Origin of the sequence: Stenotrophomonas maltophilia (genome assembly GCF_025642255.1) — a bacterium.
In the GTDB taxonomy this organism is placed as follows: domain Bacteria; phylum Pseudomonadota; class Gammaproteobacteria; order Xanthomonadales; family Xanthomonadaceae; genus Stenotrophomonas; species Stenotrophomonas maltophilia_P.
In genome coordinates this window covers 2,429,949-2,441,205 of the sequence record NZ_CP106759.1, presented here as the reverse complement: position 1 = coordinate 2,441,205, position 11,257 = coordinate 2,429,949, and the positions used below count along the sequence as shown (strand labels likewise).

11 protein-coding genes are annotated in these 11,257 nt (G+C 68.4%); 1 reads left to right on the top strand and 10 read right to left on the bottom strand.

Translation table 11 applies throughout. The annotated features are described in order from the left end of the window. Positions 1–33: 33 nt before the first annotated feature. From N8888_RS11100 to N8888_RS11080, 5 genes are all read right to left on the bottom strand, one after another. Complete coding sequence (locus N8888_RS11100) at positions 34–960, bottom strand: FecR family protein (RefSeq protein ID WP_263174740.1); 927 nt, start codon at positions 958–960, stop codon at positions 34–36. Next, on the bottom strand, positions 957–1,466 hold the full coding sequence (locus tag N8888_RS11095) for an RNA polymerase sigma factor (RefSeq protein ID WP_053517659.1): 510 nt from the start codon (positions 1,464–1,466) through the stop codon (positions 957–959). Before N8888_RS11095 ends, N8888_RS11100 begins: the two co-directional genes overlap by 4 nt. A gap of 134 nt (positions 1,467–1,600) precedes the next feature. After that, on the bottom strand, positions 1,601–1,825 hold the full coding sequence (locus tag N8888_RS11090; protein ID WP_053517658.1) for a hypothetical protein: 225 nt from the start codon (positions 1,823–1,825) through the stop codon (positions 1,601–1,603). Beyond that, positions 1,822–2,523: a glutamine amidotransferase gene (locus tag N8888_RS11085; RefSeq protein WP_065182743.1), complete on the bottom strand. Its 702-nt coding sequence runs from the start codon at positions 2,521–2,523 to the stop codon at positions 1,822–1,824. Before N8888_RS11085 ends, N8888_RS11090 begins: the two co-directional genes overlap by 4 nt. After that, complete coding sequence (locus tag N8888_RS11080; RefSeq protein ID WP_263174733.1) at positions 2,520–3,293, bottom strand: YggS family pyridoxal phosphate-dependent enzyme; 774 nt, start codon at positions 3,291–3,293, stop codon at positions 2,520–2,522. Before N8888_RS11080 ends, N8888_RS11085 begins: the two co-directional genes overlap by 4 nt. 76 nt (positions 3,294–3,369) lie before the next feature. On the opposite strand from N8888_RS11080, the gene ptsJ reads away from it, so the two are divergent. Next, positions 3,370–4,653, top strand: a complete 1,284-nt coding sequence (ptsJ, locus tag N8888_RS11075) for a MocR-like B6 salvage transcription factor PtsJ (RefSeq protein WP_111185973.1) — start codon at positions 3,370–3,372, stop codon at positions 4,651–4,653. Between the two features lie 14 nt (positions 4,654–4,667). Here ptsJ and N8888_RS11070 read toward each other — a convergent pair whose 3' ends face one another. The 5 genes from N8888_RS11070 to N8888_RS11050 form a co-directional block, all read right to left on the bottom strand. Beyond that, entirely contained in the window at positions 4,668–5,174 is a 507-nt protein-coding gene (locus N8888_RS11070) for a hypothetical protein (protein WP_053517653.1), read from the bottom strand. An 81-nt stretch (positions 5,175–5,255) separates the two neighbouring features. After that, on the bottom strand, positions 5,256–8,366 hold the full coding sequence (locus N8888_RS11065; protein WP_263174729.1) for an error-prone DNA polymerase: 3,111 nt from the start codon (positions 8,364–8,366) through the stop codon (positions 5,256–5,258). Positions 8,367–8,372: 6 nt separating this feature from the next. Beyond that, complete coding sequence (locus N8888_RS11060) at positions 8,373–9,782, bottom strand: Y-family DNA polymerase (protein WP_111185971.1); 1,410 nt, start codon at positions 9,780–9,782, stop codon at positions 8,373–8,375. A gap of 9 nt (positions 9,783–9,791) precedes the next feature. Further along, a complete protein-coding gene (imuA, locus tag N8888_RS11055; RefSeq protein ID WP_053517646.1) occupies positions 9,792–10,406 on the bottom strand; it encodes a translesion DNA synthesis-associated protein ImuA in 615 nt (204 codons plus the stop codon). A 210-nt stretch (positions 10,407–10,616) separates the two neighbouring features. Continuing rightward, entirely contained in the window at positions 10,617–11,051 is a 435-nt protein-coding gene (locus N8888_RS11050; protein WP_053517644.1) for a VOC family protein, read from the bottom strand. Positions 11,052–11,257 lie beyond the last annotated feature (206 nt).

Sequence of the window (11,257 nt, the reverse complement as noted above, 5' to 3'; positions counted from 1 at the left end):
TCAGCCTGGGAAGACGCACGGGCAGGGACGATGTCAGGGTGCATGGCCGGTGCCGTGCGTTGATGACAGCCACAGCTGCAGTCCGGGACCGATGCGCAGCACGCGGACCTGCAGTTGCCGGGCGAGCTGGTCGCGGGTGCCGGTGGCGCCGGTGGCATTGCCCAGCACGGTGACCCGCTGCTGGCGCAGGCGCGCGCCCATGATCCAGGTGTGCCCACCGTCCCAGCGGTCCAGCCCCCGGGCGACATCCTCCAATGGGGCCGATACCCACTGCAGGCGCCGCTCGCGCCAGGCGAGCACGCCTGCCGGTGCGGCCGACGGGGTGCCGGGTGTCTGGCCATCGAAGCGCAGTTGTTCGCCCTGGCTTGCCTCTCCGCTGCCGCTGCCGCTGTCCACCCGCACCTGGTGTTCGGTGACGGTCACCACGCTGCTGCCGTTCTGCACGGCGACATCGAATGCGGTGCCCAGCGCGGTGACCCTGCCATGCGGCGTGCGCACCTGGAACGGCCGGTCGGCATCGGCGGCAACCTGGAACCAGGCCTGTCCCTTCTTGAGCTGCAGCTGCCGGCGCTGCCCGTCGATGCGGACGCGCACCTCGCTGCCCGGAGAAAGCACGACGCGCGAACCGTCCTGCAAGGGTGTCTCGCGGATCTCGCCGACGGTGGTGCGCAGCACCAGTTCTGGCGGCGGTGCGTCCTGGCGGAGCGACAGGCCCAGCACGCACAGCAGCAGGGCGCCGATGCCCGCCTCGCGCAGGGCGCGCCGGCGGTGACGCTGCTGCTGGCGTTGCAGGCTGGGCAGGCCGGCACCGGCCTGCCACAGCTGCTGCAGGTGCAGGTACTGTGCTGCATGGCGCGGGTCTGCCTGATACCAGTGGGCGAACGCGCGCTCGTCGCGCGTACCGTCATGGCCGTCGAGCCACCAGCGTGCGGCTTCGCGTGCGATCGTGTCCTGGCTCATGGGCCGGGTACCTGTTGCAGCGCGACCAGCGCGCGCAGCAGGTGTCCATGCACGGTCTGCCGGCTGATGCCGAGCTGGCGACCGATTTCGGCCAAGGCCATCTGTTCGACCCGGGCCAGCAGGAACACCTGCCGCGAGCGGGGCGGCAGGGCGGCGATGATCGCGTCAAGGTGACGCAGTTGTTCGAGATCGAGCAGGCGTTGTTCCGGCAGGGGCGCCGGATCGGCGAGGGTGGTCAGAGAGGCTTCGTCCAGCGGGTCTTCCCGGCGGCGCTGGCGTTGCCGGTAATGGTCGGCGATCAGGTTGTGGGCGACGCGGTACAGGTAGGCGCGGCCATTGCTGAGCAGGCCACTGGCGGCGACCTTGACGACACGCAGCCAGGTCTCCTGGACGACGTCATCGGCATCGCTGCGTTGCGGAAGTTTGCGGCGGACGTGGGCGTGCAGCGGCCGGTAATGGGCGGCGCACAGATGCGCGACATCCGTCGGTTCGACAGGCGTGGACACGGGGCGGGCTACAACTGGGAAAGGGAACAGCCCGCGGCGGCAAGGGCAGCGCCTGCACCTTACAGTAAAAGAGAATCATTTGCATCCATGGTGACGGTGCATCGAAGGCGAGCGGGCCGGCAGCGCGCTCTGCGTCAGAGGTCGCGGTACTGGATCTGTGCAGCGAGCACACGCAGGCCTTCGGCATTGCTGGACAGGATGCGTTCCTCGCCAATGCCCTTCTGGCGTTGCAGCTGGAATCCCGCTGCGTTGGGCAGGTGCGCGGCGATGGTCTCCAGGCGTTGCAGCGCATCGGCCCCTTGGCAGTCGAAATGACCCCAGTAGGCGCCGTGACGGTGGACCAGCAGGCGGTAGTTCATCGTGCGTTCTCCGGTAGTTCCTGCAGCCAGTGGTTGAACATCGCAGTCGCGGCTGCGGCCAGCGGGGCGCCATAGCGGCGTGCCTGCGCGCGAAGATCGTTCGGGTCGATGCCCGCCTGGGCCAGCTCGAGCGCGTGGCCGATCAGCCAGCGTTCGAACTGCCGCGCGTCCAGTTCCGGGTGGCACTGCAGGGCCAGTGCATGCTTCCCGATGGAAAAGGCCTGGTGGCGGCAGGCGGGTGTGCTGGCAAGACGGTGCGCACCGTCCGGGAGTTCGAAGGCTTCGCCATGCCAATGCAGCACAGGAATGCCCTGCAATGCCAGCAGGGGAGAACGCTGGCCCTCGTCGGTCAGCAGCAGTGGCGCGAATCCGATTTCCTTGCCTCCGCTGGGCGCCACCTCCGCCCCCAGCGCACGTGCCATCAGCTGCGCACCCAGGCAGATGCCGAGGGTCGGCCGCTGCAGGTGCAGGCGCCGTTGCAGCAGCGCGATGCTGTCAGCCAGGAAGGGGTAGAGCAGGCCATCGTTGACGCTGACCGGGCCTCCCAGTACGACCAGCAGATCAGCCGCTTCGGCCGCGTCAAGCGCATCGATGCCGGCCTGCAGCACGTGCAGCTGCCAGCCCTGGGCCAACAGCAGCGGCTGCAGCGTGCCGAGGTCTTCGAAGGCGATGTGTTGCAGGACGACTGCGTGCTTCATGCGGCCCCTCCACTGGTGGGCCAGTAGGCGCTGTCCGGTGTCGCGCGTGCTCCGAAGATGGCCTGGCCGACGCGGACCACGGTGGCGCCCTCCTCGATGGCGACCTCGAAGTCGCCGGACATGCCCATCGACAGCTGCGACAGGTCGATGCCGGTCGGCGCGCTGCGCTGCAGCTGGTCGCGCAGCGTGCGCAGGCGGACGAAGCAGGCGCGTACGCGTTCCACCTCCGGAGTGAAGATGGCCAGGGTCATCAATCCGCGTACGCGCAGGCGGTCGAACATGGGCAGCTGCTGCACGAAAGCCTCGACGGCGCCGGGCTCCAGGCCGTACTTGCTGGGTTCGGCGGAGGTGTTGACCTGCACGAACACGTCCAGAGTGCGGTCCTCCAGCAGCAGGCGCTGCTGCAGCGCTTCGGCCACGCGCAGGCTGTCCAGCGCCTGGAATTCACTGGCGAAGCGCGCCACATGGCGGGCCTTGTTGGTCTGCAGGTGGCCGATCACAGACCAGTGCACGCCAAGGTCGGCCATCGACTCGGCCTTGCGCTGTGCCTCCTGCACCTTGTTCTCACCCAGCTCATGGCAGCCGGCAGCCACGGCCATGCGGATGCGCGCCTCATCCACGGTCTTGCTGACCGGCAGCAGGCGCACGCTCTGCGGGTCGCGGCCCGCGCGGGCACAGGCCCGCGCGATGCGCTGGCGCACCGTGAGCAGGTTGCGGGCGATCTGTTCGACGGACTGGGCGACAGGCCAGTCGGCGGCGGCAAGGGGCATGCGTGCACCTCCAATGCAGGGTGGCCAGGGTGGGATACACTGGCACAGGACAAGATTTATTTTGGCATAGGACAAAATGAAAATCACCGGGCACAGTGCCGAATCGATCTTCGACAGCATCCGCGAGGGCATCGGCGACGGGCGGCTGACCGCGGGCAGCGTGCTGCCGCCGGTACGCGAACTGGCCGAGCGGCTGGGCGTCAACCGCAACACGGTGGCGGCCGCGTACAAGCGGCTGGACGCGGCGGGCCTGGCCAGTACGGGGGGGCGGCGCGGTACCACGGTGCGTGGCGTGCCGGCCCCCGTCGCGCGCGAAGGCAGTCCGCCGGGGCTGGCGCTGCACGATCTGGCAGGTGGCAATCCGGACCCACGGCTGTTGCCGAGCCTGCGCCTGGCACCGGCGCCACCTCGGCTGTATGGCGTGGGTACGGTCGACCCGCGCATGCAGCGGCTGGCACGTGCGTCGCTGGATGCCGATTGTCCGCAGGGCTACGCCCTAGAGCTGAGCCACGGTGCGGTCGATGGCATCGAACGCCTGCTGGCTGCCTGGCTGCTGCCCGGCGACCGCATCGCTGTAGAGGATCCCTGCTTCCTTGGCAGCCTCAACGTGCTCAATGCCGCTGGCCACACGCCGCTGCCCGTGGCGGTGGACACGCATGGGATGCAGGTGGCGTCGCTGCGGCGGGCGCTGGAGGCTGGCGCACGCGCGGTACTGCTGACGCCGCGCGCACACAATCCTACCGGCGCCAGCCTGGATGCGAAGCGGGCGCGGGCACTGCGCCAGCTGCTGGCCGGCTACCCGCAGGTGGCGGTGCTGATCGACGATCATTACGCGTTGCTCTCGCAGCAGGCCTACCACTCGGTGCTGCCCGTCGATGGCCGGCGCTGGGCACTGCTGCGCTCGCTGTCCAAGCCGTTGGGCCCGGATCTGCGCCTGGCGTGGCTGGCCTGCGATGAGGAAACCGTGGTACGGCTGCGCCTGCGGCTGGCAGCGGGAACCGGCTGGGTCAGCCACCTGCTGCAGGACGCGGCGGTCTCGGTGCTGGAATCAGCCACGCAGCGGGCGAAGATCGCTTCGGCCGGCGTGCGTTACCAGCAGCGGTTGCAGTCGCTGCAGATGCTGCTGCAGGCGCGGGGCGTGCAGCAGGCCGTGCCGATGGAGGGGTTGAACCTGTGGTTGCCTCTGCCGGATGACAGCCGCCCGCAGGTACTGGCGCTGGCCGCCCGCGGCTGGCATGTGCGTGCCGGCGAAGTGTTCGCGGTTTCCGCCCCCGGTCATGGCCTGCGCATCACCTGTGCGGCGCTGGGAACACCGCAGCAGCGACAGCTGGCCGATGACCTGGCGGCCGTGCTGGGATGATGAACCCGCGTCCTTCAGGGCGCGGCACTGACGCCGGGGCGCACGTAGTAGGACTGCCCGCTGTCATCCACGAACATCAACTCCGGCTTGCCCTGCCAGGAGGTGAGCATCGCGCCGGTGTTGTTCTGGTGTTTGACCATCAGGCTGGCGCCGCGGTCGGGGTTGGCGACCACCTTGAACACTTCGGTGGTGCCGGCTGCATCGTCAAGCGTCAGCAGGGCTTCGCCACCGTGGTCGGTCGTGCCGTAGCCGCCGCGTTCGGAGCCGTCCGGACCCAGCAGAACCAGGCCGGACAGGGCGCTGGCACGTGTTCCCTGCACCTGGCCGCGACTGCGCGGGTCGGGCACCGGGGCGCCCAGGATCACCCGCGCCTGACCGGCGCCATCGTGGATGACCAGGCCCCGGGCTTCGATCACCCGCTGCGGCGATTGGCTGCGATGCAGGCTCCAGGCAGTCCAGCCGGAAACGAGCAGGGCGAGGGTGGAGACCAGCAGCGTGGTCAGCGTGAGTGCACGGGGCATCGGATCGTCCTTCCTTGGATGTGCCGACGATAACGGAAGCGGGCCGCTCATGACCAGTTCGCTGTGTGACGCGGTGTGTCCTCAGTGGAAGTCGCGGCTTCGGCTGCGCAGGCCCTGCAGCAGTTCATCCAGGCAGTGCATGCGTTGCACGATCACATGCTGCACGCCATCGACACGCTCCAGTCGGCCGTCGATCTGCATCAGCTGGGTATCGACCAGTACACGGTGCTGCCGGTCGGCCAGGTGCCGCCAGACCACGGCATTGACCATGCCGGTTTCATCTTCCAGGGTAAGGAAGGTGACGCCGCTGGCGGTCTGGGGACGCTGGCGCATGCGTACCAGCCCGGCGATGCGTACGCGGCGGCCATGGCCGTGGCCGGCCAGTTGTGCGGCGTCGAGGCAGCCGCGGCTGCGCAGCTGCGTGCGCAGGAATGACATGGGATGGCGACCCAGGGTAGTGCCGATGCTGCGGTAGTCGGCCTGCATGTCTTCCCACGCACTGGGCAACGGCAATGGCACGCGTGCTTCAGCGGTGGTGCGGGCCTGATCGAACAGCGGCAGGCGGTTTTCCACGCCGGAGACATCCCAGCGCGCACGATGACGATGCCCGCTGAGGCCGCGCAGCGCGCCGGCATCGGCCAGCAGGCCCTGATGGCGCCGGTCCAGGACGGTGCGCTGGCACAGATCGCCGACATCGTCGAATGGCCGTCGCGCGCGTTCGCGCATGATGGCCTGTGCCACCTGTTCGTTGCAGCCATCGACCAGGCGCAGGCCCAGCCGGATCGCCGCGGGACCCCTGCTGAAATCCAGCGTGCAGTCCCAGTCGCTGTGGCGCACGTCCACCGGCAGCACGATGATGCCGTGCCGGCGCGCATCCTGCAGCAGCTGGTCGGGGCTGTAGAACCCCAGTGGCTGGCTGTTGATCAGGCTGGCGGTGAACGCGGCCGGATGATGGCACTTCAGCCAGCAGCTGTTATAGGTCAGCAGGGCGAAGCTGGCGGCGTGGCTTTCCGGGAAGCCGTAATCGCCGAAGCCCTTGATCTGCTCGAACAGGTGCTCGCCGTATTCGCGACTGAAGCCGTTCTCCAGCATGCCGGCCAACAGCTTCTCGCGATGCGGCTCCAGCCCGCCGCGGCGCTTCCAGGCCGCCATCGAACGGCGCAGGGCATCGGCCTCGCCCGGGGTATAACCGGCCGCATCCACCGCCAGCTGCATCACCTGTTCCTGGAACAATGGCACGCCCAGCGTACGTGCGAACACGCGTTCCAGCCGCGGTGGGTAGAGCGGATTGTGTGGATCGTTCAGTGCATCAGGGCCGTGCTCGCGCAGGATCCGCCGCCGCTCCAGATAGGGATGCACCATGTCGCCCTGGATCGGACCGGGCCGCACGATCGCGACTTCGATCACCAGGTCATAGAACGTGCGCGGCTGCATGCGCGGCAGCATCGCCATCTGCGCGCGCGATTCGATCTGGAACACGCCGATGGTGTCGGCGGCGCAGATCATGTCGAAGGTCTTCGCATCCTTGGGCGGGATCGCATCCATGCGTCCTTCGTGCAGGCCATGCTGCTTCAGCATTGCCAGGCATTTGCGGATGGCGGTGAGCATGCCCAGCGCCAAGCAATCAACCTTCATCAGGCCTGTGGCATCCAGATCGTCCTTGTCCCACTGGATGACGGTGCGGTCGGCCATCGCTGCGTTCTCCACCGGCACCAGCGTCGACAGCGGGTGTTCGGAAATCACGAAACCGCCCGGATGCTGCGACAGGTGGCGCGGGAAGTCGATCAGCTCGGCGGTCAATGACAGCAGTCGCCGCATCAGCGGCGTCTCCGGGTCGAAGCCGCGCTCGCGCAGGGTTTCCGGTAGCGGAATGTTGCCACCCCAATGGTCCATCGCCGCGCCCAGTTCATTGACCTGGTCCATCGGCAGTCCCAGCGCGCGGGCGACATCACGGATCGCACTGCGGCCGCGATAGCTGATCGCCACCGCCGTCAACGCGGCGCGTTCGCGGCCATAGCGCTTGAACACGTACTGCAGGACTTCCTCGCGCCGTTCATGCTCGAAATCGATATCGATATCCGGTGGTTCATTCCGCTCGGCGGAGATGAAGCGCTCGAACAGCAGATTGCTGCGCGCGGGGTCGATCTCGGTCACGCCCAGTACGAAGCACACCGTTGAATTGGCAGCCGAGCCGCGGCCCTGGCAGAGGATGTCCTGGCTGCGGGCGAAGCGCACGATGTCGTGCACGGTGAGGAAGTAGGAGGCATAGTTCTTCTTCCTGATCAATGCCAGCTCGTGCTCGATCTGCCTGCGCTGCGGCTCCTGGATGCCCTCCGGCCAGCGCCAGGGAATCTTTTCTTCCACCAGCTCACGCAACCAGCTGTCCGGGTCATGACCTTCCGGCACCAGTTCACGCGGGTAGGTGTACTTCAACTGGTCCAGGGTGAAGTGGCAGCGCTCGGCGATGCGCACGGTCTCGGCCAGCAGTGCAGGGGGATACAACCGGGCCAGCGCGGTGCGCGGGCGCAGATGGCGTTCGCCATTGGGGAACAGGCGCCAGCCGGCTTCGGCCACGCTGCAGCGGTGACGGATCGCGGTCAGCGTGTCCTGCAGTGCGCGGCGGCGGCGCACATGCATGTGCACATCGCCGCTGGCGACCAGCGGCAGGCCGTGGCGTTCGCCGAACGCCTGCAGCTGCTGCAGGCGGTGCGCGTCGTCGTGCTCATGGTGCAGTTCCACCGCCAGCCACAGGCGATCCTTGAAGGCTGCGCGCAGCAGTGGCAGATCGGTGGCGGCGGGCTGCCGGTCCAGCCACAGGCACAACAGGCCGTCGGGCAGGCCGGACAGGTCATCGCGCAGGCAGCGGTACTCGCCCTTGCCGGCCCGCCGCCGGCAGGTGGTGATCAACTGGCACAACCCGGCGTAGGCAGCCTGGTCGGTGCACAGCAGCGCCAGCTTCGGTCCCTCTTCGACCTGGAACTCGGCACCGACGATGAGCGCCACGCCCTGTGTCTTCGCTGCCTGCCAGGCGCGCACGATGCCAGCCAGCGAACACTCGTCAGTGATCGCCAGCGCGCGGTAGTCCTGGCCGCGGGCACGTGCGAACAGTTCCTCGGCGGTGGAGGCACCGCGCTGGAAGCTGAAGGCCGACAGGCAGTGCAGTTCGGCATAGCCGGGCAGTTCATCATGCATGGTGGTTCAGCCGAACCAGCCGTGCAGCATCCACGGTGCATGTGGATCATTGCGCTCGCGGAAGGCCCAGCCGCGCTGGCCGTGTGCGGTTTCCACCACGTAGTAGTCACGGCGCGCATCGGCGTGGTCCCACCAGCCTGATTCGATCCGCTCCGGCCCGGTGACGATGCGCAGCCGCGGGTCACGCAGCACCTGTGGTGTGTCCAGCAACCAGCCGGGGCGCAGCGGCCAGTACGCCGGTGGCCTGGCGGGTGCCTGGGTGCCACTGGCGCGTTCGGGGCGATGGTCGGCCTGCACGGCAAGGGGCTGCACGGCGTCATCGCCGAGCCGTGCACGCAGGCGCTCGCGCAGCTGGGTCCACGGCATCGCCTGTGCCGGGCGGGTGTCGAACAGATCGCGTGCGGCGGGCACGAAGGGCGGCAGCTGTTCGGCCTGTAGGCGCAGGGCCCGGCTGCCCGCCGGCAGCGGGAAAGCCTCCATGCGGTTACGGGCGATCTCGAACAGCAGCGCGGCATCGCGCTCGGGTGCGAGCAGGCCGATGGTCAGCACGCTGGCAGGCAGCAGGTCGTGTTCGAAATGCAGGTCGAAACGCTGCACGCCGCCATCGCGCGAGCACAGGAAGGCCGCCAGATCCAGCAGCAGGCGTCGCAGCGGAAACAGCAGGGCCTGGCTGGATTCGATCTCGTACTCGAATTCGATGCGTGCGTCGAAACGGTCTGGTGGCTGGTAGTAGCGCAGGGGGGCGGTGGGCTGGCCACGCAGCGCGTCCAGCTGCTGCAGCACGTCCGGCGCGAAGCGACGCGCCAGGCTTTCGCGCGGCAGGTCGAACACTGCCCCCAGCGTACGCAGCCCGGAGCGGCCAAGCACGGTCACCGCATCGGCCGGCAATCCGCTGCGCGGCAAGGGCAGCTGCGCCAACAGGGCTGGCAACTGTCCTGCATCGATACCGAGGCCATCATGCACGTTGGCCAGCACCCGTGCGGCATGGGGATTGGGCGCCGCGACCAGGCGGTGACGGAATCCAAGTTCATGCAGGCCATCACGCAGGCGCCGTTCGATTGCCAGCCAATCGCCGAACAGGGCACGGCTGGCACCGATCTCCAGGACCAGTGCGTGCGGAAAGTCGAGGCTGACCTGCGAACTGAAGCCGTACAGCCAGCTGGCCAGCAACTGGCGGGTGTGCAGCTCGGTGGCCGGATCGTAGTCATGCAGCTGCAGGTCCTGCACCAGTACCTGTGCGGCCGACAGCAGCATGCCCGGACGCAGGCCGGCTGCACGCGCAGCAGGGCTGACGGCGCGCAGCACGCGACGCTGCGCCGGCCCCTGCAGCAGCACCAGTGGCCGCTGCGGATCCGCTTGCAGGCGCAGCACGCAATCCAGCGCCAGCTGCGGCAACAACAGGCAGGCCCAGTCCATGCGGCCGCCTCAGTGGGCGATGGCCAGTGGCAGCGGCTGTGCCGGCGGCAATCCGCCACGGCACTTCAGGACCCGGACCTGGCCGTGGTCGAGCTGCAGGCGCAGGCTGGCCGGGGACGGGTTGCGGGCTGCACGCGCCTCGCGGAACACGAAGCCCAGGCACTGGCCACTGTCGGCGGCTACCTGCAGGCGGCGCAGGGCGCGGTCGTCGGCCTGCTGTGGCCAGCACAGCACTGCCGCGCAGGCCGCCGAGCGCAGGCATTGTTCGGTGGCCCACAGCGCCTGCTTCGGCCCGGCCTGGATGATCTGCAGCTGCGCCAGATCCAGCCCGGCCGCGGCCCAGGCCGGCGCATGCGGCCGGTAAGGCGGCGCGACCAGCACGATCGGCCGCTCGCGGCGGCTCAGCTTTGCCAATGCCGGCCAGACCAGCGCCAGTTCGCCTACACCCGGCGCGCCCTGCAGCACCTCGCACAGCCCGCTGGCCGGCCATCCCCCCCCGGGCAGGCGTGCATCCAGGGCGGGGTGGCCACTGGCCAGATGGTCGCTGGCCGGGCCGTGCCGCGCCGGACCGCGCCATAGCTGGCGACCGTCCAGGAGACGGTCGAGGGCAATGACCGCACCCATCAGCCCACCGTCCGGAAACGCGTGGGGGCTGGCTGAGAGCGACAATAGTTGTCGGAAACGGCTGGCATGGAGCGAGTATCGACAGGCCGGTATCAAGGGCTGAGACCGGACATGCTACTCGCCTCGTGAGTAGAATTACTAATGAATTCGGGAGCCGCGTTTCAGGTTGCTGAAGAGCGGGCGCGGTTCATCGATCAACGTGCCCCGCACTCACCGCCCCTGCGGATCCGGGCGGTGGTGCACGTACTCGACCACGGTGCCATCGGGATGGACTGCATTGAACGCCGCACCGGTCGGGACGATCTGCAGCGGGAAGATGATCTCGGCCCCGGCAGCGATCAGTTTGTCGTGATAGGGCCGGACATCGTCGACCAGCAGGGTGCCCGTGGTCGAGGTGAAGGGTGCCAGTGCGGTCTCGCTGCCTTCGATCAACAGGAAGGCACCGACCATGGCCAGGCGCAGTCCTGCATCGGGAAACGGAAACCCGGCATCGGCGACCACACCCTGCAGCTGCTCGTAGAACGCCACACTGCGCTCCAGTTCGCCGGGAGCGACGAATACGCGGATCAGCACGCGCGGGCTGCGTTGGCTGGAGGTGTCACAGCGGTCGCGCCAGAGATGGTCGAAGTCGCGATGTACGTTCATGGGCGTGATCCGTGGCCAGGGGCTTCCATTATCGGCAGCGCCGCGCACCCCACTGATGACCGCCGGTGATGGACTGATAACCGGCGTGCAGGGGCTGGCCTGTGCCTTAGGTCCTGTTGACAGGCATGAACGCCCTCGCACAATCTTCACAGGTTGGGCCACGTGCGTGGCCCGGGCAGGCAGGTTGTCACGCCGGGAGGAGGGTC

Coding starts and splice junctions, on each gene's coding strand:
- N8888_RS11060 (WP_111185971.1), bottom strand. CDS start 9,782: ATGGACTGGGCCTGCCTGTTGTTGCCGCAGCTGGCGCTGGATTGCGTG.
- N8888_RS11080 (WP_263174733.1), bottom strand. CDS start 3,293: ATGCCCCTTGCCGCCGCCGACTGGCCTGTCGCCCAGTCCGTCGAACAG.
- N8888_RS11100 (WP_263174740.1), bottom strand. CDS start 960: ATGAGCCAGGACACGATCGCACGCGAAGCCGCACGCTGGTGGCTCGAC.
- ptsJ (WP_111185973.1), top strand. CDS start 3,370: ATGAAAATCACCGGGCACAGTGCCGAATCGATCTTCGACAGCATCCGC.
- N8888_RS11065 (WP_263174729.1), bottom strand. CDS start 8,366: ATGCATGATGAACTGCCCGGCTATGCCGAACTGCACTGCCTGTCGGCC.
- N8888_RS11070 (WP_053517653.1), bottom strand. CDS start 5,174: ATGCCCCGTGCACTCACGCTGACCACGCTGCTGGTCTCCACCCTCGCC.
- N8888_RS11090 (WP_053517658.1), bottom strand. CDS start 1,825: ATGAACTACCGCCTGCTGGTCCACCGTCACGGCGCCTACTGGGGTCAT.
- N8888_RS11050 (WP_053517644.1), bottom strand. CDS start 11,051: ATGAACGTACATCGCGACTTCGACCATCTCTGGCGCGACCGCTGTGAC.
- N8888_RS11085 (WP_065182743.1), bottom strand. CDS start 2,523: ATGAAGCACGCAGTCGTCCTGCAACACATCGCCTTCGAAGACCTCGGC.
- imuA (WP_053517646.1), bottom strand. CDS start 10,406: ATGGGTGCGGTCATTGCCCTCGACCGTCTCCTGGACGGTCGCCAGCTA.